The 20,731-nt window shown below is 66.5% G+C and carries 18 protein-coding genes and 1 pseudogene; 10 read left to right on the top strand and 9 right to left on the bottom strand.

The features are described from left to right. The first annotated feature begins 177 nt into the window (after positions 1-177). Positions 178-738, top strand: coding sequence for a nitroreductase family protein (locus PKB_RS11020; protein WP_043251682.1), 561 nt, complete (start codon positions 178-180; stop codon positions 736-738). A gap of 140 nt (positions 739-878) precedes the next feature. On the opposite strand, the gene PKB_RS11025 is transcribed toward PKB_RS11020, so the two are convergent. Beyond that, on the bottom strand, positions 879-1,880 hold the full coding sequence (locus PKB_RS11025) for a zinc-dependent alcohol dehydrogenase family protein (RefSeq protein ID WP_043251684.1): 1,002 nt from the start codon (positions 1,878-1,880) through the stop codon (positions 879-881). 107 nt (positions 1,881-1,987) lie between these two features. Between PKB_RS11025 and PKB_RS11030 the strand changes: the two genes are divergently transcribed. Beyond that, on the top strand, positions 1,988-2,866 hold the full coding sequence (locus PKB_RS11030; protein WP_043251686.1) for a LysR family transcriptional regulator: 879 nt from the start codon (positions 1,988-1,990) through the stop codon (positions 2,864-2,866). A 72-nt stretch (positions 2,867-2,938) separates the two neighbouring features. On the opposite strand, the gene PKB_RS11035 is transcribed toward PKB_RS11030, so the two are convergent. Beyond that, positions 2,939-3,352, bottom strand: coding sequence for a nuclear transport factor 2 family protein (locus tag PKB_RS11035; RefSeq protein WP_197539250.1), 414 nt, complete (start codon positions 3,350-3,352; stop codon positions 2,939-2,941). Positions 3,353-4,099: 747 nt separating this feature from the next. On the opposite strand from PKB_RS11035, the gene PKB_RS11045 reads away from it, so the two are divergent. Further along, positions 4,100-5,008 (top strand): LysR family transcriptional regulator, encoded by a 909-nt coding sequence (locus tag PKB_RS11045; RefSeq protein ID WP_043251691.1) that lies wholly within the window; start codon positions 4,100-4,102, stop codon positions 5,006-5,008. Here PKB_RS11045 and PKB_RS11050 read toward each other — a convergent pair. Next, complete coding sequence (locus PKB_RS11050) at positions 4,994-5,770, bottom strand: substrate-binding domain-containing protein (protein ID WP_043251693.1); 777 nt, start codon at positions 5,768-5,770, stop codon at positions 4,994-4,996. The two genes, PKB_RS11045 and PKB_RS11050, sit on opposite strands and share 15 nt — an antisense overlap. Before the next feature lie 16 nt (positions 5,771-5,786). Beyond that, on the bottom strand, positions 5,787-7,088 hold the full coding sequence (tcuC, locus tag PKB_RS11055; RefSeq protein WP_043251696.1) for an MFS transporter: 1,302 nt from the start codon (positions 7,086-7,088) through the stop codon (positions 5,787-5,789). 193 nt (positions 7,089-7,281) lie between these two features. Here tcuC and PKB_RS11060 point away from each other — a divergent pair, with 193 nt between their 5' ends. Then, positions 7,282-7,587 (top strand): BRO-N domain-containing protein, encoded by a 306-nt coding sequence (locus PKB_RS11060; protein WP_156958024.1) that lies wholly within the window; start codon positions 7,282-7,284, stop codon positions 7,585-7,587. Here PKB_RS11060 and PKB_RS11065 read toward each other — a convergent pair. Next, the gene (locus tag PKB_RS11065; protein WP_043251702.1) at positions 7,547-8,419 is read right to left on the bottom strand and encodes a LysR family transcriptional regulator; all 873 of its coding nucleotides are present in this window, start codon (positions 8,417-8,419) and stop codon (positions 7,547-7,549) included. The genes PKB_RS11060 and PKB_RS11065 overlap by 41 nt on opposite strands. A 103-nt stretch (positions 8,420-8,522) precedes the next feature. On the opposite strand from PKB_RS11065, the gene PKB_RS11070 reads away from it, so the two are divergent. From PKB_RS11070 to PKB_RS11075, 3 genes and pseudogenes are all read left to right on the top strand, one after another. After that, complete coding sequence (locus PKB_RS11070) at positions 8,523-10,055, top strand: NADH-quinone oxidoreductase subunit L (RefSeq protein WP_043251705.1); 1,533 nt, start codon at positions 8,523-8,525, stop codon at positions 10,053-10,055. A 98-nt stretch (positions 10,056-10,153) separates the two neighbouring features. Beyond that, a pseudogene (locus PKB_RS30325) lies at positions 10,154-10,819 on the top strand (putative inorganic carbon transporter subunit DabA); the annotation flags it as partial. 11 nt (positions 10,820-10,830) lie between these two features. Continuing rightward, a complete protein-coding gene (locus tag PKB_RS11075; RefSeq protein WP_339325541.1) occupies positions 10,831-12,534 on the top strand; it encodes a putative inorganic carbon transporter subunit DabA in 1,704 nt (567 codons plus the stop codon). 37 nt (positions 12,535-12,571) lie between these two features. Here PKB_RS11075 and PKB_RS11080 read toward each other — a convergent pair whose 3' ends face one another. The 3 genes from PKB_RS11080 to PKB_RS11090 all read right to left on the bottom strand — a co-directional run bounded on the left by PKB_RS11080 (position 12,572) and on the right by PKB_RS11090 (position 15,022). Continuing rightward, positions 12,572-13,516: an L-threonylcarbamoyladenylate synthase gene (locus PKB_RS11080; RefSeq protein ID WP_052355237.1), complete on the bottom strand. Its 945-nt coding sequence runs from the start codon at positions 13,514-13,516 to the stop codon at positions 12,572-12,574. Positions 13,517-13,750: 234 nt separating this feature from the next. Further along, a complete protein-coding gene (locus PKB_RS11085) occupies positions 13,751-14,713 on the bottom strand; it encodes a YbgA family protein (RefSeq protein WP_043251707.1) in 963 nt (320 codons plus the stop codon). Between the two features lie 93 nt (positions 14,714-14,806). Next, on the bottom strand, positions 14,807-15,022 hold the full coding sequence (locus tag PKB_RS11090) for a TIGR02450 family Trp-rich protein (protein WP_043251710.1): 216 nt from the start codon (positions 15,020-15,022) through the stop codon (positions 14,807-14,809). Between the two features lie 282 nt (positions 15,023-15,304). On the opposite strand from PKB_RS11090, the gene hemH reads away from it, so the two are divergent. After that, a complete protein-coding gene (gene hemH, locus PKB_RS11095; RefSeq protein WP_043251712.1) occupies positions 15,305-16,330 on the top strand; it encodes a ferrochelatase in 1,026 nt (341 codons plus the stop codon). A gap of 112 nt (positions 16,331-16,442) precedes the next feature. On the opposite strand, the gene glsB is transcribed toward hemH, so the two are convergent. Continuing rightward, the gene (gene glsB, locus PKB_RS11100; RefSeq protein ID WP_043251714.1) at positions 16,443-17,351 is read right to left on the bottom strand and encodes a glutaminase B; all 909 of its coding nucleotides are present in this window, start codon (positions 17,349-17,351) and stop codon (positions 16,443-16,445) included. Positions 17,352-17,853: 502 nt separating this feature from the next. On the opposite strand from glsB, the gene PKB_RS11105 reads away from it, so the two are divergent. Both PKB_RS11105 and PKB_RS11110 read left to right on the top strand, forming a co-directional pair. Further along, positions 17,854-19,113, top strand: a complete 1,260-nt coding sequence (locus PKB_RS11105; protein ID WP_052355238.1) for a cystathionine gamma-synthase family protein — start codon at positions 17,854-17,856, stop codon at positions 19,111-19,113. 144 nt (positions 19,114-19,257) lie between these two features. Beyond that, complete coding sequence (locus PKB_RS11110) at positions 19,258-20,697, top strand: amino acid permease (protein WP_043251716.1); 1,440 nt, start codon at positions 19,258-19,260, stop codon at positions 20,695-20,697. Positions 20,698-20,731: the final 34 nt, after the last annotated feature.

The raw sequence follows: 20,731 nt of genomic DNA on the forward strand, positions 1-20,731 counted from the left end.
CTCGCCGGGAACGTAGGGCCGCATAACCCTCCGGGTTATGCGCCGATTGGCCGTGGCCATGCCCCGCTCGGGATCGAGCCCGGAAGAGCCCGCTGTCTCGCGCCGACTTGATCGGCATCAAGGATGCGCCCGCCAGGGAGCGCAACGTGGAGGCTCGGCAACAGGGAGCCCCCGTCCATGAACATCTACGAAGCCCTCTACGGCCGCCGTTCGGTCCGTAACTACAGCGCCGAACCGCTCGACGACGAGCTCATCCGGCGCCTGATCGACGCGGCCATCCAGGCGCCCAGCGCAGTCAACGAGCAGCCGTGGACATTCACGGTGGTGCGCAACCAGGCGCTGCTGGAGCGCATCTCCCACGACGCCAAGGCGTACATGCTGGAGAACCTGCCCGCCGTTCCCCAGTCCGAGCGCTTGCGCTCGATGCTCGGCGACGCGGGCTTCCAGATCTTCCACCATGCGCCGGCGCTCATCCTGGTATCCGGCCGGGCCGAGGAGCCCTGGATAGTCGAGGACTGCACCCTGGCCGCGGAAAACCTCATGCTCGCTGCCCACGCCGACGGCCTGGGCACCTGCTGGATCGGCTTCGCCCAACGCTACCTCGACACGCCGGAAGGCAAGGCCGCGCTGGGCATTCCGGCGCAGTGGAAACCGGTGGCGCCGATCATCGTCGGGCGCCCGAGGTCGGTGCCGTTGCCGGTTTCGCGCAAGGCGGCGGAGGTGATGTGGCTGGATTGAGGGCCTGCACTGCGGGTTGCCTGAATCATGGGCGGCAGGCCAAGGAGCGTCTGGCCGGTTTCTGCAGGTCGTGACAGGCAGGGATCGGCCGGAAGCGGAAGCTTCCGGCCATGGGCATTTATCGAGAAAGGGTCTGGCGATTATTCACTCACCAATCGAATGACCGTCTTGCCCTTGCCGCGACCTTCCGCGACCTGACGAAACGCCTCATTGACCTCATTCAGTGCAAAGGGCTGCTGATCCACTCGGATCGTCAGTTGCCCGTTGTTGGCCAGCTCAGCCGCCGCGCGCAGGATAGCTCCGTGGTGTTCCCGTCCCTTGCCTGTGAGCAGCGGCGTCAGCGTGAAGACGCCCGAATAGGTGGCGCTCTTGAACGACAGCGGCGCGAGGCTGTGCTGGCCCCAGCCGAGGCAGCTCAGTACGTGCCCGGTATAAGGCTTCACGGCCTGGAAGGAGGCATCCAGGGTGCTGCCGCCTACCGTGTCGTAGACGATGTCGAAACCTTCGCCGGCCGTGTATTGCTCGACATAGGCCTCCACGCTCTGCGCCTGGTAGTTGATCGCCGTGGCACCAAGCGAGCGAATGAAGTCGAGACTCGCCGCCGAACCGGTGGCGTACACCTGGGCACCACGCGCCTTGGCCAGTTGCACCGCGACCTGGCCGACGCCACCTGCGCCGCCATGAATCAGCACCCGCTGGCCGGCGCGGACGTTGGCGCGATCCACCAGGCCTTCCCAGGCGGTGATGAACACCAGCGGCAGGGCGGCTGCCTCAGGCATGCTCAAAGCGTGCGGCTTTGCCGCGATCAGCCGGGCATCCACGGCGATGTACTCGGCCATGGTGCCCTGGGCTCCGCCAATGCCACCGGCCATGCCGAAGACTTCCTGGCCCGGCGTGAAGCCCTCGACCGCCTCGCCCAACTCGACGACCGTGCCGGCGAGATCCAGCCCGAGCACCGCCGGCAGCGCCTGGCGGGCATGCGCCCCTGCGCCGGTGGCGATCTTGGTGTCGAGGGGGTTGACCCCCGCGGCGTGAACCCTGACCAGCACCTGCCCCTTGCCGGGAACGGGGCGGGCGATGTGGCGCACAGCCAGAGGGGTTTGGGCGGACTCGGCGATGGCGGCAAGCATGGTCTGATTCATGACGGGGACCTCGGATTGAATGGACGCCTTCAGATTGCCCCGCCTTGCCAATTCCGATAAGAAACTAAATTCGGATATGACTTATTCCCCAAAGAGGCCTAATTACGATGGATCTGTTCGACAGCATGCGCATCTTCGTCCGCGTCGTGGAGCGCGGTTCGTTCTCGGCGGTTGCGCGCGAACTGAACCTGGGGCAACCGGCAGTCAGCAAGCAGATCCGCGCCCTGGAGCAATACCTGGGCGGCCCGGTATTCGCCCGCAGTACCCGGCACTTGGCCCTGACCGACCAGGGGCAAGGTTTCTACAGGCACTGCCAGGAGATCCTCGGCCAGCTCGACGCTGCCACCCGGAGCTTCGCCAGCGGCCAGGAGCAGATCGCCGGCCCCCTGCGCATCACCGCACCGGTCAGCTATGGGCGGCTGTGCATTGCACCGCTGATCCCGGGTTTTCTGCAGCGCTATCCCGAGGTGCGGATCGACCTGCGCCTGAGCGATCACAACGAAGACCTGCTCAAGGAAAACATCGATCTGGCCATCCGCATCGGCGTGGTGAAGAGCGAGGGGCTGGTGGCCGTGTCCCTCGGCACCAGCACCCGGCGGGTCTATGCCTCGCCCACCTATTTGCAGCGCCACGGCCTGCCACGCGAGCCCGCCGAACTGGCAGGCCACAACTGCATCGCTTTCACCTTGCTGGAGCACTACGACCGCTGGCACTTCAGCCACGGTGCGCAAGCGCTGGATGTCGTCATCAAGGGCAACGTCACCAGCAACAGCAGCGAGGCCATTCGGGAAATGGTCCTCGGCGGCCTGGGCGTTTCACTCTCGCCGGATTGGCTGTTCGCCGCGGATCTCCAACAAGGCAGCGTGTGCAGCCTGCTCGACGATTACCAGACCACTGCGCTGCCGGTCAGCGCTGTCCTGAGTCCTGAACGGCGACGGTCGGCGCGGACTATGGCTTTCATCGACTTTCTTCGCGTGCACTTGTAGGTTCGCCCGACGCTGCCGGGGATGGTTTCCCGGGAAACGACCCCGCGAGGAGCCCGTGTTCAGGGCAGGCGTTCACTCCAGATCAGCGTCGATGCGAATGATCAGCCCGTCACTGTTGACGGCAATTTGCAGCACGCCGATCTCGTGGCCGAAATCTCCGGTGAAGTCGACCCGCACGCTGGCACGGTTGGCGCCCAGAGGCTCGATCGACAGCATGCGAGTCACCGTCTTGTAGCCAATGAAGTACTGCTCTACGTAAGTGCGAATGCCCGCATGGCCGTCGAACCGATGCCCGGTGGACGGGTCATCGATCAACGCATCCGCTGTGAACAGTTTCAGAACACCCTCGACGTCGAATGCATTGGTAGCGCCGATCAGGGCATCAGCGACCCTGTGCAGGTTGTCTTTCTCCGGGGTCATCGCATCAGCTCCCATGCTGCCAGTCTTGTTTGGTTGAAAGTGACGCTGCAGCCACATGAGATCCATGGCTGCATCGCGCAATGCTCAAAAGCGGCGTGAAGGGGGCAACCCTCTCGCATACCCGTGCTTGGTCGTAATAGTCGTGCGTATACATCCCGCCACCTCTTGAGCCACCGCAAGGCGGGTACAAAGCGGGCGACTATGGGGTGACGAAGCGGGGGCGGGACAGGCTCAGATTGGCGGAAAAAATACGGAGCAGATGGCATGCGTCCGACAACCGGGGCGACGCGACTGAAATCGGCGGATTCAATCGCGCCGTGCAGGCTCGCGGGAAAGCCTGCCTACCTCGCCCTTGTACAGACGCCCAAGAGTAGATTGCGCAGCCAACGAGGTGCCGGATCAGCGCTGTTCGCCTAAGCGCCGCGTTCGCGGACATGATGTAGGGGCGTCCGTACTTCACCTCGTCACCCCCGCGAACGCGGGGGCCCAGAAATGACGGCGATGGAGCAGGGCCCTTCCGACCTATGGCCGGCGCATCTCACCCCTTGCCCACAGGACGGGGCCGTCGATGCGGACCGGCCCGGCGACGTTGCTTCCAGGCGCCATTGCCTAGGCAGTTCGCTTCAGTTGTTCAGCCAGGTCGAGCGCTCGGACCTTCGCTTGGCATCCGGAAATGCCTGGCAACGGCATCGGCACGGCCAAGGGCCACCGGTGGCGGCGAGCGCTGACGTCGTCACCGAGTTGTTGCGCTTTTCCGAGCGCGACCGAACGTGTTATTGATGCCGTTCAATTATCAATCCCCCGTTCGATCCGATGAGCATCAACTTCGATCTAGACGATCTCCAGGCGTTCCGGGCCATCGTTGAAAACGGCAGTTTTCGCAAGGCGGCCGAGGCGGTGAAGATCACCCAGCCGGCGCTCAGCCGGCGTATCGAGAAGCTGGAATCCGCCTTGAACGTGCGGCTGTTCGACAGGACGACCCGCAAGGTCAGCCTGACCGCTGTGGGCCGTGCCTTCGTGCCGGAGGTCGAGCGGGTGCTCGACCAGCTGGACAATGCGTTGATGAGCATTGCGGACGTCGCCTCCAGCAGGATGGAGCGCGTCACCATCGCCTGCGTGCCATCGGCTGCCTATTACTTCATGCCCACCGTCATCAGCGAATTCCATCGCCTGTACCCACGCATCAAGATCATGGTGGTGGACTCCAGCGCGCATGAGGTAAACGTCGCCGTGGCGACTGGCGAAGCTGATTTTGGCGTGACCTTCAGTGGCAACCTGAGCCCGGAAGTGAGCTTCGATCTGTTGCTCGAAGAGCGCTACGTGATGGCGTGCCGACGCGATCATCCCTTGGCCAGTCGAAACGCGGTGACCTGGTCCGAGATGTATGAGCACGACTACATCTCACTGGACAGGACCTCCGGCAACCGGCTCATCCTGAGCCAGGCGCTGAAACGCATTTCCCCCTCCAGGCACAGCATCTGCGAAACGCGGCATGTCACGACCGCGATCGGGCTGGTGGAAGCCGGCCTGGGTGTGGCAGCCGTGCCCTCCATAGCCATGCCCCGGACCAGCCACCCCATCCTCAAGGCCGTTGCATTGGAGGAGCCCGAGGTGGTGCGCAGCGTAGGCTTGATCAAGCACCGCGGGCGCACGTTGACGCCCGCCGCGCTCGAGCTTGAGCGGCTTCTCAGAAGTACGCCGGTGAAATCACCGGGGGACTGAGTCCAGGCCGGTGGATTGCACGATGGGCTGCGCAGCGGCGGACGACAGGTACGACAACAGTTCCTTCGCCTTCTCCGGGTGTTTCGCATGACGCGGAACGCCGGCGGCGTAGCGGGTAACGGATTGCAGGCTTTCTGGAATCTTGCCGACGAAGGTCACCCCGGGAACCGGCAGCAGCTCGGCGACCTGCTGGAAACCGACCTCGTACTGGCCCGACGCAACGACCGAGGCAACCGGAATCCGCTCGATCATCTTCGCCTTCGAGCCGACCTGTTGCTCCAATCCAAGCTTCTTGAACAGTTTGCCGCTGATGTAGACCCCGCTGGCGCTGTCCGAGTACGCAATCGACCCGGCGTCCAGCAGGCTTTTCCTGAACGCCTCTTCCGAATCGATCCTGGGCTTGGGCGCGCCCTGCCTGACCACCATGCCGATGCGCGAGTCCGCCAGTTCCACCCTGGATGCCGGATCCACCACGCCCTGCTTGATGAGTTCATCCAGCGCGTAGCCGACCATGATCACCACATCGGCATTTTCCCCGCGCGCCAGGCGATTGGGGATCGCTTTCGCGGCCTTGCCCATGGACGGACCGAGGATGGTCTGGATGCTGTCGCCGCTGTCCTGGGCATACTTCGGACTCAGCCGCTGGAAGGCTGCGGTGAACCCACCCGACGTCATGACGTCCAGCTCTTCGGCATGAGCGGCGGTGTTCAGCGCGCAGAGGCCGATTGTCAATGCGGCAAGGTGCTTCGTCAGTGCTTTCATTCGGGATGCTCCTCGATCAGGCAGGAATGGGGGTGCGCGAGGAGCTCCCGCGGTAGAGCACCAGGGTCGAGCAAAGCGCGCAGAGGGCGGCGAAGGTCATCCAGTATCCAGGTGCGCTCTTATCGCCGCTCAGATGGATGAGCCACGTGGAAATGGCGGGGGTGAATCCGCCGAACACGGCGGTCGCCAGGCTGTAGGCCAGCGAGAAGCCGGCGACCCGAACCTCCACCGGCATGATTTCGGTGAGCGCCGGAATCATCGCCCCGTTGTAGAGGCCGTAGATGAACGAAAGCCAGAGCAGCACTTGCAGCATGTGGCCGAAGCTCGGGGCCTGAGCCAGGAAGGACAGCGCTGGATAGGCCGTGAAAATGGCCAGCACGGTCATTGCGACGAGCACGGGCTTGCGTCCGAACCGATCGCTCAGATGCCCGCCGATGGGCAGCCAGACGAAGTTCGAGATGCCGACAAGCAGCGTGACGAGCAGGGCGTCGGTCGTACTCAGGTTGAGGACCGTTTTGCCGAAGGTCGGCGCGTATACCGTGATCAGGTAAAAGGCCGTGGTCGTCATGGCCACCATCAGCAGGCCTGCCAGGACGACACGCCAGTTTTCACCCAGCGTGGCGAACACCTGCTTCATGCTCGGGCGCTGGGAGCGGCGTGCGAACTCCTCGGTTTCCTCGAGGCTGCGACGAAGCACGAAGATGAACGGGACGATCATGCAGCCGACGGCAAAGGGAATTCTCCAGGCCCAGTCCGCGATAGTCGCAGGCGACATCAGTTGGTTGAGCCCGTAACCCAGGGCTGCCGCAACGACAATCGCCACTTGCTGGCTCGCGGATTGCCAACTGGTATAGAAGCCCTTGCGCCCGGCCGTGGCCATCTCCGCCAGGTAGACCGAGACGCCTCCCAGTTCGGCGCCGGCCGAAAAGCCCTGGAGCAGTCGTCCTGCCAGCACGAGCAAAGGCGCCCATAAGCCGATGCTGGAATAGCCCGGCACCAGGACGATCAGCAGGGTGCCGCTGGCCATGATCGACAGGGTGACGATCAAACCCTTCCTGCGGCCAACATCATCGATGTACGCCCCGAGAATCACCGCTCCCAGCGGACGCATCAGGAAACCTGCGCCAAACACGGCGAAGGTCATCATGAGCGAAGCGAACTCACTCGACGCGGGGAAGAAAACGGCCGCTATCTGCGTGGCGTAGAAGCCAAACAGAAAGAAATCGAACTGTTCGAGAAAATTGCCCGAGGTGACGCGGAACACGGCGCCCGCCTTGGAGCGGGCAGGTGACGAGCCGGGATGGGGAGAGGCATGCATGGGGTTGTTCTCCAGCGATCTTATTTAGGCTTGTTGGCGCTTGCGGTCGCTGGATTCTGCTCGACACACTTTGAAACGATAAGTGCTATGTTTGCATCCATTGATGCATGGAAGTTATCAGTTGGTCATTTGCCGGGCATCGAACACGCGGTCCGCTGTCGTCTTTGCAAACCGTCTTCGGCTCGGGCGAGCCATGAGCGGCTGCTTCGCGTCCTTCTTCCACCACAAACACCGCCTGCGCGCCCTGTCGATCGACGGGCAGGCGTGGTTCGTCGTGCGGGATCTGGGCAAGTCGATGAATGCCTGGCTGGGGAAGCGCGCCGTGCGCAACCTCGATGACGTGGGGGCGCCGGCACTTCACCTCGTCACCCTCGCGAACGCGGGGGCCCGGAAACACGGGCGCACAACCCGCCGGGGCATGCGCCGCCTGGCCGCCGCACTTGGCCACCCGGACGCCTTTAGCCTGCGCGAAGCAGCTCGTCGAGAATGCTCAGGCTGAACTGTCGTTGCAGCGTGACGGCGAAGAACTGTTCGGCGATCTCGGGAATTTCCGCGTAGAGCTGGAGCGAGCCGCTCTGCAGTTCGTCCTGCACCACCACCGCCGGAAGCAGCGCCAGATCGCCGGAGTCGCGGGCCAGCAGGCGCAGCATGGCCATGTCGTCGACTTCTGCGCAGATCACCGGAGCGAGGCCGTGGCTATTGCAGTAGACCTCGAACTGGCTGCGGATATCGCTGCTGCGCCCCGGCACGATCAGGCGCGCCCGGTCCAGGTCGCGGCTCAGTTCGAAGGCTTGCCCGGCCTGCCGCGGCGGCCCGACCAGGCACAGGGTCTGGCGATCCAGCAGGCGGCATTGCCAGGTGCGCTGGGCGTCGGCGCTGACGGCCTTGTTGGTTAGCACGACATCCAGCTTGTGCAACGCCAGGCGTTCCAGCAGCTCGTCCAGGCTGCCGGATTCGAGGGTGATGCGCAGGTCCTCGCGCCCCAGGAAGGGGCGCAGGAGATTCTCCTGGAAGTTTCGCGACAGGGTTGCCACGGCACCGATGCGCAGCGCCTGGCTGGCCTGCTGGTTGCCCTGCAGTGTCGTTTGCAGCTCGCTGCCGAGGGCGAAGATGGTGTCCGCGTAGTCCAGGGCCATCCGGCCCGCCTCGGTCAGCTGCAGGCTCCGGCCGGAGCGGATGAACAGCGGGTGTCCGAGCTGTTCCTCCAGCGCGCGGATCTGGGTCGACAGGGACGACTGCGAAACGTGCAGGGACTGTGCGGCACGGGTGAGGTTGCCTTCCTTGGCCACGGCCCAGAAGTAGTGCAGGTGGTGGAAGTTCAGTCGGCGCATGGTCTGTTCTTCAAAAGGGAACGATAGATTCTGATCTATCTATTTTTCATGGATCAAGCGCTGCCGGAGACTATCGCCATCGATTCGCCGTGGAGATGCTCCGATGCCAACCGTGTTTTCCCACCTCGCTGCGCTCTTGCCCTGGGTCTATGCCCTGGCGCTGTTACCGGCGACCTGCAGCCGCAGCCCGGCGCGCTTCTGGCTGCCCGCCCGCGTGGCCGCTCACCTGGGGTTGGTCCTGGTGCTGGGCGCCTGGCTGCAGGCGGCGCTGGACGGGCGCGACAACGACCGCCTGGGGTTGGCGATGGCGGGCCTGGTGAGCCTGCTGGCGCTGGTCATCGTCGAATACTCCCGGCGCTACCTGGAAGGCGAACCGGGCCAGCGGCGCTATGTGCTGTCGCTGCTGGGCACCCTGAGCGCGGTGGCCACGGTGGTGACCGCCGGCGATCTGTGGCTGCTGGTCGGCGCCTGGATCGTCTCCAGCCTGTGCCTGCACCAGTTGCTCACCTTCTACCCCGACCGTCCCATGGCCCTGGTGGTGGCGCACAAGAAGTTCCTCGCCAGCCGCCTGGCCGATGCCTGCATGCTGCTGGCGACCCTGTTGCTGGTGCGCGCGGCCGGCGGCAGCAGCCTGGAGGTGATTCTCGAACAGGTCTCGACGCGCCTGCAGGCGTCCGCCGCCCTGGGCTGGGACCTGCACCTGGCCGCCGTGCTGCTGGCCCTGGCGGTGATCCTCAAGTCCGCGCAGCTGCCGGTGCATGGATGGCTGATCCAGGTGATGGAAGCGCCCACCCCGGTCTCGGCGCTGCTGCACGCCGGGCTGGTCAACCTCGGCGGTTTCCTGTTGCTGCGCTTCGCGCCGCTGATTTCCGCAGCGCCGCCCGCGCAGACCCTGCTGGTGGTCATCGGCGGCCTCACGGCGGTGCTCGCCGCCCTGGTGATGATGACGCGCATCAGCATCAAGGTCCGCCTGGCCTGGTCCACCTGCGCGCAGATGGGTTTCATGCTGGTGGAGTGCGGCCTGGGGCTCTATGAGCTGGCCCTGGTTCACCTGCTGGCCCACTCGCTCTACAAGGCGCACGCCTTCCTGGCGGCGGGCGAGACGGTCGCCCAGGCGCGGCACCATGCGCTGCAACCGCAAGCCCCCGCGATAGGCCTGGGCGGGTTCCTGCTGGCGCTGCTGCTGGCGGCCGTGGGGCTGCTGCTGGTTCAGGCGGCCTGGCAGCTGTTGCTTCCCGGATACGCGCTGCCCCAGGTGGCCCTGGTGATTCTCGCCATCGGCCTGGCGCCCTGGAGCCTGCGCCAGGGTAGCTGGCTGTACGGGCTGGCCATGTTCAGCCTGCTGCTGGGGGCCTACCTGCTCTGGCACCAGGCCGCGGCCTGGATCCTCGGTGCGAGCCCCGCACACGCGGTTCATCCGCCGTACCTGACCCTGCTGGCGCTGCTGCTTTTCGCCGCGCTCTACCTGCTGCAGGCGGTGATCCTTGCCCGCCCGCAGGGGGCGCTGGTTGGCCGGCTGTACACCCAGGCCTTCGCCGGCTTCTACCTGGACGAGCACTTCACTCGCCTGACCTTCCGCCTGTGGCCGGTGCGCCAGCCCCAGTCCACCCCGTCCTTCGCCGGAGACCGCCCATGACCGCGCTCGAACCCCTCGCCAACCTCCACCGGGATGCCCTGCTCGCGGCCGCTCGCCAGGCCTGCGCGCGCATTGCGCCGACCTGGCCGCTGGACCGCATGATCGCCGTCAGCCCGCTCTGGGAACGCCGCGAGCAGCCTTGGGGCGAAGTCGCCGAACAGCTCTGGCGACGTGCCGGCAGCCGCCTGACCCTGGGGCCCGACGACTATCGCCAGGCCTGGCAGGAGGGGCATATCGCCGAGCGCCACCTGCGCCAGGCCCTCGCCGAGTCCGGGCTGGACTGGACTCCGGCGCACCTGCTGCAGGCCCTCGACGGCCCGGCAGCGCAGCCCCGCCGCCTGCCGCTGCTGGAAGACGTGGCCGAGCCTGGCCTGCCTCTGCCGGGCTGGCCGGTGCTGATCACCCAGCAGATCGGCCAGTGCTGCGCGGCCTGGTTCGACCGGGAGCAGGCCGACTGGCGTCCGGGCGAGGCGGGCGGGCTCTACCGGGCCTGGCGGGCGACCCTGCGGGAAGACCGGGGCCTGAGCGTGCTCAGCGACTGCCCGCGTCTGGGTGAGCGCATCACGGAGCTGCCGGAGGCGCCGGAGGCGGCCCTGGAAGCGGCGGTGCAGCACCTGGGCCTGGCTGCGCAGGAGTGGGATGAATGGTTCGACTGCCTGCTGTTGCGCAGCATCGGCTGGGCCTCCTGGTGCGCCTACCGGCGCTGGCAGGCGCGACTGCAGGGCGGCGACGACGATACGTTGCTGGATCTGCTGGCCATTCGCGCGGCCTGGGAGTGGTTGGTGGACGACCGCCAGCGCGAGCCGCAAAGCCGCTGGCACGGCTGGGGGGGGGGCCGGGGGGGGGCCGCTGGCACGGCTGGCGGGCGGCCTGGCAGGCGGCGCGCCGGCAATCGCCCGGAACGGCCTGGCAAGCGCTGCAACTCTGGCAGCGGGCCGATGAGCTGGCCTGGCAGGAGCAGCTGCAGCGGCGCCTGTGCCGTGCCGAGGCGCCCGCGCCGGCGCAGGCGCCACTGGCCAAGCTGTTCTTCTGCATCGACGTGCGTTCCGAACCGCTGCGCCGTGCGCTGGAAGCGGCCTGCGCGGATCTGGAAACCGGCGGCTTCGCCGGATTCTTCGGCCTGCCCATCGCCTACACCCCGCTGGGGACCGCCGCCACGCGGCCGCAACTGCCCGGCCTGCTCGCGCCGCAGCTGCAGGTCGGCGACAGCACCGGCGATGCGCGGCAGGACCATCTGCTGGCGCAGCGGCGCCAGGCCCGCCTTGCCCGTAATGGGCGCTGGCGGCTGTTCGAGCGCGTGCCGGCGTCGACCTTCACCCTGGTGGAAAGCATCGGACTGAGCTATGCCGGCGCACTGCTCGGGCGCACCTGGGGGCTGCTCAAGGACAGCGGCGAAGCGCACCGTGCCGCCTGGCGCGGGGCGGAGTGGCAGCGGCTCAAGCCGGTGCTGCCGGCGCTGACGCTGCCCCAGAAGGCCGAGCTGGCCGCACGCATCCTGCGCGCCATGGGGCTTGGCGCGACGGTCCCGCCGCTCCTGGTCCTGCTCGGCCACGGCAGCCAGAGCGCCAACAACCCCCAGGCGGCGGGGCTCAATTGCGGCGCCTGCTGCGGCCAGAACGGCGAGGTCAACGCCCGCCTGCTCGCCGACCTGCTCAACGATGCCGAGGTGCGCCGCGCGCTGCGCGAACAGGGCCTGGACCTGCCGGACCACTGCCATGTGCTCGCCGGCCTGCACAACACCAGCACCGACGAAGTGCAGGTGTTCGCCCCCGAGACCGTGCCGCCCGCGCTGCAACCGGCCTGGCAGCGGGTGCGCCAGGCGCTGGACGAGGCGGGCGCCCGGGTGCGCCGCGAGCGGGCCGGGCGCCTGGGGCTGGCGCCCTTGGCGGAGCGTCCGCAAAAGCTGCTTGCCACGCTTCGCCGCCGCGCCCGCGACTGGGCGCAAACCCGCCCGGAATGGGGGCTGGCGGGCAACGCGGCATTCATCGCCGCGCCCCGCGCGCGCACCCGCGGCGTGGATCTGCAGGGCCGCGCCTTCCTGCACGACTACGACTGGCGCCAGGACGGCGAAGGCCAGCTGCTGGAACTGATCATGACCGCGCCCATGGTGGTGGCGCACTGGATCAACCTGCAGTACTTCACCTCGACCACCGACAACCTGCGCTTCGGCAGCGGCAACAAGGTGCTGCACAACGTGGTGGGCGGGCATATCGGCGTGTTCGAGGGCAACGGCGGCGATTTGCGCATCGGCCTGTCACGCCAGTCGCTGCACGACGGTCAACGCTGGGTCCATCGACCGCTGCGCCTGTGCGTGGTGATCGAGGCGCCGCGGAACATGATCGACAAGGTGATCGACAAGCATGAGGTCGTGCGCCACCTGGTCGATCAAGGCTGGCTGTACCTGCTGCGCCTGGATGGCAGTCCGGCGCGACTGGAACAGCGCGTGGCCTCGGGCTGGAAAGCGCTGGAACAGGCCTGAGGCGCCTTGCCGACCCCGACTTTGGGCGGATAGCCGGTCAGTCCGGCCGCTGGCAGGCCCGGGCCAGGCGGTCGTGCACCGCTGCCCAATCGTCTTCCCGGGGCGGCAGCTGGACGTAGAGGCGCTCCAGGCCCATGGCGTCCAGCCGGTAGAGCGCCGCGTACAGGCCGGCCGCGTAGTCCTGCGCGGCATCGCCCAGGTCGATCGCCGGCCCACGGCTGGGTTGTGGCCGACCGCACCAAAGCCAGCCGCAGCGTGGCGAGGCGAGCGCGTCCACGGGAGCCTGGTCGAAGGCCAGCGTCGGAGTGTTCGGCGCATAGTGCCGATGATGCTGGCCGGGCGCGCGCACGCCGCCCGCGCGATCCGCCAGCGGCTGGCCAAGCACGGCCTCCAGGTGGGCCTGGCCGAGCATGCCGCGCCTGAGCAGGCGCGGACTGTCGCCCGGCAGCAAGCTGACGATGGTCGATTCGAGGCCGACCTGGCAGGGGCCGCCGTCGAGGATCCACAGGTCGCTGTCGGCGAATTGCCGGGCGACATGGTCCGCGCTGGTAGGGCTGATGGACATGTAGCGATTGGCCGAGGGCGCCACCAGGCCGCCGCCGAAGGCGCGCAGAAGCTGGCGCGCCACGGGGTGCGCCGGCACCCTGAGCGCCACGCTGTCCTGTCCGGCGGTGACGCTGCGCGATACCTCGTCGCGGACCGGCAGGACCAGGGTCAGGGGCCCCGGCCAGCACGCGGCCATGAGGCGCTCGGCTTCGGGGGGAATCAGGCTTGCCCACTGCGAGGCCCGTTCCGCGTCTTCCAGATGAACGATCAAGGGATTGCTGCTCGGGCGCCCCTTGAGGCTGAAGACCCGCTGGATGGCCTCTTCCTGCCGTGCGTCGGCCGCCAGGCCGTAGACGGTCTCCGTGGGCATGGCGACCAATTGGCCGGCTCGCAGGATGCGCGCGCAAGTGTCGATGCTGTGGGTGATGGTTGGCATGTTCGGATGTCGATCGAGTTGGCGACCGGGATGCTGCCGCGTGAAGGCTTTGCTCTGGCAGGCACGCCCGGGGTTCAGATTTCCGGTCGCGATTCTAGGGGTATTGAAGCCGTGGTGAAGCCCCTTGTGCGACGCTGCGGTCGAGCGCAGTGGCGAGCGGATCGAGCCGCTCCTTGCCTGGCCGTTTGCCGGGCACGCCGCCGGCGCAGAGGCCGGCCAGGGCGGGGCTGGCTGTCAGATCGCATTGCGCAGGCTGAGCGCTTCGGGGTGCGGCTGCAGGTAGGCCTGGCCGTCGACGTAGGAGCCGGGGTGGCGGCGCAAGTGGTGCTTGAACAGGGTCAACGGCACCACCAGCGGCACGATGCCTTGTCTGTACTGGTCGATCAGGTGCCGCAGTTCCTGCCGTTCCTCCTGGCTGATCCGACGGCGCAGGTAGCCGACCAGGTGGTGCAGCACGTTGGTGTGCGTGCCGCGGCTGGCGTTGACCCGCAGGCCGCGCATGAACTCGGCGAAGTAATCGTCGGCCAGGCGTTCGAGATCCTGTCCGGCCAGGTTGGCCAGCTTCCGGCCCAGGCTCCGGTAGTGCGCCGGGCTGTTGGCCAGCAGCTGGAGCTTGTAGCGGCTGTGGAAGGCGATCAGCGCCTTGCGGGTGAGGCCGGCCCGGCGCAGGTCGCGCCACTGTGCGTAGGCGTAGACCCGCGTCAGGAAGTTCTCGCGCAGCACCGGGTCGTTCAGCCGCCCGTCCTCCTCGACCGGCAGTTCAGGACGGCAGCGCATCAGGGCGGCGGCGAATATCCCGCTGCCGCCCGCTTGCGCCGGATGGCCGTCGGCCTGGTAGACCTTGACCCGCTCCATGCCGCAGGAAGGCGACTTCTGCATCAGGATGAAGCCGCAGATGTCCTCCAGCTCACCCGCCATGCGCTCGCCGAATGCGTCCAGCGCCGCGGTGACGTCCAGCTCGGGGCGCCGGCTGCCCACCGCGCGCGGCGCACGGGTGTCGCCCACCAGGCGGATGGCCTCGCGGGGCGTGCCCAGGCCGATGGCCACCTCGGGGCACAGCGGCACGAATTCGAAGTGTTGCGACAGCATTTCGCTGCACAGGCGCGATTCCTTGTGGCCGCCGTTGAAGCGGACCGGCTTCCCCAGCAGGCAGGCGCTGATGCCGAGGCGGATGGGGGCAGGGGCGGGGCAGGGCATGGGGACCTCGTACGGGCAAGGCGAGATGATCGGGTGCGGCAATGACCTTTAGGGGTCAATAATTGTACATTTAAGTTGCGATGTACAAGTTTATCAATGCCAACCGATGATCCAGGTCTCCGCGTCGCGCAGCGTTCGCCAGTCCAGCCATTGGCTGCGGCCGCTGTGCACCGCTTGCAGCTCCACGCGCAGCAGGACGCCATCGTCGTCGAACTCCAGGTCCGTCACCAGGAAATGCCTTTCGCGGTTCTGGGGGTGCCGCGCGGTCCATTTGGAGAGCTTCAGTTTCGCGGGGGCGAAGCGATTCATCGGGGGTTCCTCGGGCGGCTGAGGGTGGCTGTTGCGTGCCTCGCCCGGCGCGGGACGGTCGGACGACGAATACACGTAGGCGGACGCCCGGACGCCAGGCTTACGCCGTATTGATGAAGGCTAAAACTGTACATTAGTTTTATTTTGTATAACATCGCCGCTCGGGTCGTCCGCTCGTCTCCCTGCATAGCGGGGAGTCCGGCCGGCCTGCGGACCGCTTCGGTTCGCCACCTGGCGCCGCCCCGGCGCGCAGGCTCAGTCCCACACCGTCAGGAATCTCCCATGGCCAAGCAGGCACTGCTGTTAGTCAACCTAGGCTCGCCAGCCTCTACCCAGGTGGCCGATGTGCGTCGCTACCTGAACCAGTTCCTGATGGATCCCAACGTGATCGACCTGCCCTGGCCGCTGCGTCGCCTGCTGGTTTCGCTGATCCTGGCCCGGCGGCCCGCCCAGTCGGCGCATGCCTATTCCTCGATCTGGTGGCCGGAAGGCTCGCCGCTGGTGGTGCTCAGCCAGCGCCTGAAGGAGGCCGTCGAGCAGTCCTGGCAATGCGGCGTGGTCGACCTGGCGATGCGCTATGGCGAGCCGTCCATCGAGCGGGTCTTGCTGCGCCTGGCCGGGCAGGGCGTCGAGGACGTCGTCTTCGCTCCGCTGTATCCGCAGTTTGCCCAAAGCACCACTACGACCGCGGTGGAGGAGGCAAGGCGCGTGGTTCGCAGGCACGGCCTGACGCTGCGCTTGCAGGTTCTCCCGCCGTTCTACGACGAGCCGCTGTATCTGCAGGCGCTGGCCGATAGTGCACGCCCCTACCTGGAGCAGGGCTACGACCACCTGTTGCTGAGCTTCCATGGCCTGCCCGAGCGGCACATCGAACGCAGCGACCCCAGCGGCAAGCACTGCCTCAAGAACCCGGATTGTTGCCAGCGGGCGTGCGGCGAGGTGCTTGCCAGTTGCTACCGCGCGCAGTGCATGCGGACTGCCGAGGGCCTGGCCCGGGCAGCCGGGCTGGAGGCCGGTCGCTGGTCGGTGGGCTTCCAGTCGCGCCTGGGGCGGGCGAAGTGGATCGAGCCCTATACCGAGAGCCGCCTCGACGAGCTGGCCGCGGCGGGCGTCGAGAAGCTGCTGGTCATGTGCCCGGCCTTCGTCGCCGACTGCATCGAAACGCTGGAGGAGATCGGCGACCGAGGGCGCGAGCGCTTCCTCGCCGCGGGAGGCAAGGAGCTGGTTCTGGTGCCCTGCCTGAACGACCATCCCGCCTGGGTCAGGGCTTTGACCGAGTTGGTGAGCCGCGTGCCGCGCGAGAGCTAGGAGGGGTGGGAAAAGGGCAAGGGGAAAGGGGGCCGATTCGTTGCTCTTGCTCCCACGTTGTCGTGGTGGCCAGGCTCAGCGTCAATGGAATGAATCTTCCCCTGCCTGCTGATCAGAACACCGACCAGCCGATCCGCGCACTCAGCAACTCAAGCGCCGCCATCCCGGCGTAGGAGTTGCCCGCGGCATTCAACTCCGGCGACCACACGCATACGCTGAATTGACCCGGCACGATTGCCACGATCCCGCCACCCACGCCGCTCTTGCCTGGCAACCCCACGCGGTAGGCGAAATTGCCTGCTTCGTCGTACAGCCCGCTGGTCGCCATGATCGAGTTCACCTGCTGGGTCTGGCGCCGGGTGAGAATTTGCTCACCGCTGTGTTTGCAGAACCCATCGTTGGCCAGGAAACAGAACGCCCGGGCCAGATCGAGGCAATTCATTTGCAGCGCGCAGTAACTGAAGTAACTGCGCAGTACCGTCTCGACCTCGTTATGGAAGTTGCCGAAAGACTGCATCAGGTAAGCCATGGCAGCGTTGCGCGCGCGGAACTGGTACTCCGAGTCGGCTACACGGGCATCCATCGTCACGTGCGGATTGCCCGACAGGCGGCGCACGAAATCGCGCATCGACAAGATGGGGGCGGCGAAGCGCGATTGGTTGATATCGCAGATCACCAGCGCACCGGCATTGATGAAGGGATTGCGCGGGCGCCCGCGCTCGAACTCCAACTGCACCAGCGAGTTGAACGGCTGGCCCGAGGGCTCATGACCCAGCCGCTCCCAAATGGCTTCGCCGGAGTGGCCAATCGCCTGGACCAGGCTGAACACCTTGGAAATGCTCTGCACCGAGAACGGCACCAGCGCGTCGCCTGCGCAGTAATAGCTGCCATCGTTGCCATAAACCGCGATGCCCAACTGCTGCGCCGGCACGTCGGCCAGCGCGGGAATGTAGTCAGCCACTTTGCCCTTGCCGATCAAGGGACGCACTTCTTCGAGAATCTCGTTCAACAGCGTTTGCATGGAAGGCCCTGTTAGCAGTCCCCAGACGACGGAGCGGGGTAGCATCCTTGACGCAGGTTGCGTAGGAGAAATCACACATTCCGATTCCGGAAAAGGACAAGCGGACGGATTCATTTTTCCGTATGCGGCAGGGCGCAATGCAGCACCCTGCCGGCTTTGTCGCCGTGATACTCGATCAGGCGCTGCAACGGGCCGGCATCGGCGAAAGGCGTTCATCCTGCCCGGGCTGGGATTCGCCGTGAGACCTGTCGCGGCTTCCTGGTGGCCGTCGACCAAGCGAGGACCCTCGCCCTGCGCACCCGCGATCGAGTTCAGCAGGTCCAGGAGATGCCACGCCCGGCAGGTGGCCCGCCAGCCGAAACCGGAGGGCAGCCGGAGCCATTAAAAAAAACGGCTCTTAGACCCGGATAACATCGTTTTTCACCGCTCCGCCGCCTCCCTATAGTCCCCGCAGACAGACCCACGGGTCAGTGAAGTCATCTCAGCGTTGCGGGAACCGGATATGAACAAGAAAGTGGAAGTCGAACAGGGCAACACCGCCAGCATCGAGACCCGAGTGGTCTGGGGCGGTGAGCAGGTCCAGCATCCGTACAATGCGACCCAGACGCCGATCGTGGTCAGCGCGGCCTACGGCTACCAGGACATCGATGCCTGGTACGACGTCGCCCTGGGCAAGCAGCCGGGTTACATCTACAGCCGCATGAGCAACCCCACGGTGGCGACCCTGGAGGCCAAGCTCTGCGACCTGGAGCAGGCGGAATCGGCGGTGGCCTTCAGCAGCGGCATGGCAGCCATCAGCGCGGTGCTGCACACCTTCCTGGCAACCGGCAAGCGCGTGGTCTCGACCCGCGACAGCTACGGCGGCACCAACAAGATCTTCGAGGAGTTCCTGCCGCGCATGGGCGTGCAGGTCTGCCTGTGCGACACCCTGGACACTGAAGCCATCGAGCGCGAAATCGCCCGCGGCTGCGACCTGCTGTACCTGGAAACGCCCACCAACCCGACCCTCAAGGTGCTCGACATCCAGCGCCTCGCGGCGGCAGCCAAGCGCGTCGGCGCCCTGGTGGTGGCCGACAACACCTTCGCCACGCCGCTGAACCAGAATCCGCTGGCGCTGGGCGTCGACGTGGTGGTGCACAGCGCCACCAAGTTCCTCTCCGGCCATGGCGACGTGCTCGGCGGCGTGGTCTGCGGCGACGAATCGCTGATGGCGCAGGTGCGTCACTACCGCGAGATCAACGGCGCGTCGCTCGACCCGTTCTCCGCCTTCCTGATCATTCGCGGCATCAAGACCCTGGCCTTGCGCGTGCGCCAACAGCAGGCCAGCGCCCAGGCGCTCGCCGAGTACCTGTGCGGTGAGCCGCTGGTGGAGTCGGTGAACTATCCGGGCCTGCCGCAGCACCCCGGGCATGCCGTGGCGCGGGCGCAGATGCGCGGCTTCGGCGCCATCGTCAGCTTCGTGCTCAAGGGCGGCATGCCGACCGTGACCCGCCTGCTGCCGCGCCTTCAATACGCCCACCGGGCCGGCAACCTGGGCGCGGTGGAAACCATCTACGGACCGGCGCGCACCACCAGCCACGTGGAGAACACCCTGGAAGAACGCCTGGCCCTCGGGATTTCCGAAGGGCTGGTGCGGATCTCCGTGGGCATCGAGGACACCGCCGACCTGCTGGCGGATCTCGCGCAGGCTTGCGCCGCGGTACGCGAGGAACTGGCCAGGGAGGCTGAAGCGGTGGTTCGCCACCCCGAGCCACAGGTCTGAGACCTGTCTTGCGACGCCTGCCGCTCGGCGGGGGGCCGTTCATGAAGTCGAACAACAACAAGACGCCAAGGCAATTCGATTCGCTCTGCCCAGATGCAGGTCGTAGCTACGTCCTTGCCCGCCCACTTTCATGAGAGTCCAACAATGTCCGTGCAGACCACAACAAGCAAAAATGCGCCGGCGCATTCCTTCAAACAGGACATGCAAACCCGCCATATCGTCATGCTCGCGCTCGGTGGCGTCATCGGCACCGGCCTGTTCCTGACCTCCGGCTACACCGTCAACCAGGCCGGACCGCTGGGCGCCGTGATCGCCTACATCATCGGCGCGATCATGGTCTACCTGGTCATGATGTGCCTGGGCGAGCTGGCCGTGCAGATGCCCGAAGTCGGCTCCTTCAGCAGCTATGCCACCCGCTACCTCGGCCCCGGCACCGGCTACACGGTGGCCTGGATGTACTGGCTGACCTGGACCGTGGCCATCGGCTCGGAATTCACCGCCGCCGGCATGCTCATGGTGCGCTGGTTCCCCGATACGCCTGTGTGGATCTGGAGCGCGCTGTTCGGCATGGCGGTGTTCATCAGCAACATCGTCTCGGTGCGCACTTTCGCCGAAACCGAGTTCTGGCTGTCGCTGGTCAAGGTGCTCGCGGTGATCGCGTTCCTGGTGATCGGCGGTGGCGCCATCCTGGGCATCTTCGACATCAAGCAGGCGCACAGCGTCGGGCTGGGCAACTTCACCCGCGAGGGGCTGTTCCCGACCGGCTTCTGGTCGATCGCCATGACCCTGCTGGCGGTGTCCTTCGCCTTCTCCGGCACCGAGCTGATCGGCATCGCCGCCGGCGAGACCCGCGACCCGCAGAAAAACGTGCCCAAGGCCATCCGCACCACCGTACTGCGCCTGGCGCTGTTCTTCGTCGGCACCATCTTCGTCCTGGCCACGCTGTTGCCGCGTGAGCAGGCCGGCGTCGTGGAGAGCCCCTTCGTGATGGTCTTCGAGACGATCGGCATTCCCTACGCCGCCGACATCATGAACTTCGTCATCATCACCGCGCTGCTGTCGGCCGCGAACTCCGGCCTCTACGCCGCCGCGCGCATGCTCTGGACCCTGAGCGACCAGGGCAACATGCCGCGCAGCTACGCCTCGCTGTCGCGTCGCGGTACGCCGTTCAACGCCATCGTGCTGAGCATGGTCGGCGGCATGGCTTCCCTGCTGAGCAGCGTGTTCGCGCCGGACACCATCTACCTCGCGCTGGTGTCGATCTCGGGCCTTGCCGTGGTGGTGGTGTGGATGAGCATCGCGGCCAGCCAGATCGCCTTCCGCCGCCACTACGTGGCCAACGGCGGCAAGGTGGAGGACCTGAAGTTCCGCGTGCGCGGCTACCCCTTCGTGCCGCTGGCGGCGCTGTTCTGCTGCGTGCTGTCCTGCGTCGGCATCGCCTTCGATCCGTCGCAGCGGGTGGCGCTGTACTTCGGCTTGCCGTACATCGCCTGGTGCTACTTCGTGTTCTGGCTCACCCGCAAGGGCCGCGAGCAGCGCAAGGCGTCGCAGTTGGCGGCGGTCGGCGGTTCCGAGGTTGCCTGAGCGACGCGATACTAGGCTGCTGGAACAGTTGCCA

The organism is Pseudomonas knackmussii B13, from assembly GCF_000689415.1.
Lineage (GTDB): Bacteria > Pseudomonadota > Gammaproteobacteria > Pseudomonadales > Pseudomonadaceae > Pseudomonas > Pseudomonas knackmussii.

Bases quoted from the DNA above. Each gene is read 5' to 3' on its own strand.
- PKB_RS11020 (WP_043251682.1), top strand. From the start codon at position 178: ATGAACATCTACGAAGCCCTCTACGGCCGCCGTTCGGTCCGTAACTAC.
- PKB_RS11025 (WP_043251684.1), bottom strand. From the start codon at position 1,880: ATGAATCAGACCATGCTTGCCGCCATCGCCGAGTCCGCCCAAACCCCT.
- PKB_RS11030 (WP_043251686.1), top strand. From the start codon at position 1,988: ATGGATCTGTTCGACAGCATGCGCATCTTCGTCCGCGTCGTGGAGCGC.
- PKB_RS11035 (WP_197539250.1), bottom strand. From the start codon at position 3,352: ATGGATCTCATGTGGCTGCAGCGTCACTTTCAACCAAACAAGACTGGC.
- PKB_RS11045 (WP_043251691.1), top strand. From the start codon at position 4,100: ATGAGCATCAACTTCGATCTAGACGATCTCCAGGCGTTCCGGGCCATC.
- PKB_RS11050 (WP_043251693.1), bottom strand. From the start codon at position 5,770: ATGAAAGCACTGACGAAGCACCTTGCCGCATTGACAATCGGCCTCTGC.
- tcuC (WP_043251696.1), bottom strand. From the start codon at position 7,088: ATGCATGCCTCTCCCCATCCCGGCTCGTCACCTGCCCGCTCCAAGGCG.
- PKB_RS11060 (WP_156958024.1), top strand. From the start codon at position 7,282: ATGAGCGGCTGCTTCGCGTCCTTCTTCCACCACAAACACCGCCTGCGC.
- PKB_RS11065 (WP_043251702.1), bottom strand. From the start codon at position 8,419: ATGCGCCGACTGAACTTCCACCACCTGCACTACTTCTGGGCCGTGGCC.
- PKB_RS11070 (WP_043251705.1), top strand. From the start codon at position 8,523: ATGCCAACCGTGTTTTCCCACCTCGCTGCGCTCTTGCCCTGGGTCTAT.
- PKB_RS11080 (WP_052355237.1), bottom strand. From the start codon at position 13,516: ATGCCAACCATCACCCACAGCATCGACACTTGCGCGCGCATCCTGCGA.
- PKB_RS11085 (WP_043251707.1), bottom strand. From the start codon at position 14,713: ATGCCCTGCCCCGCCCCTGCCCCCATCCGCCTCGGCATCAGCGCCTGC.
- PKB_RS11090 (WP_043251710.1), bottom strand. From the start codon at position 15,022: ATGAATCGCTTCGCCCCCGCGAAACTGAAGCTCTCCAAATGGACCGCG.
- hemH (WP_043251712.1), top strand. From the start codon at position 15,305: ATGGCCAAGCAGGCACTGCTGTTAGTCAACCTAGGCTCGCCAGCCTCT.
- glsB (WP_043251714.1), bottom strand. From the start codon at position 17,351: ATGCAAACGCTGTTGAACGAGATTCTCGAAGAAGTGCGTCCCTTGATC.
- PKB_RS11105 (WP_052355238.1), top strand. From the start codon at position 17,854: ATGAACAAGAAAGTGGAAGTCGAACAGGGCAACACCGCCAGCATCGAG.
- PKB_RS11110 (WP_043251716.1), top strand. From the start codon at position 19,258: ATGTCCGTGCAGACCACAACAAGCAAAAATGCGCCGGCGCATTCCTTC.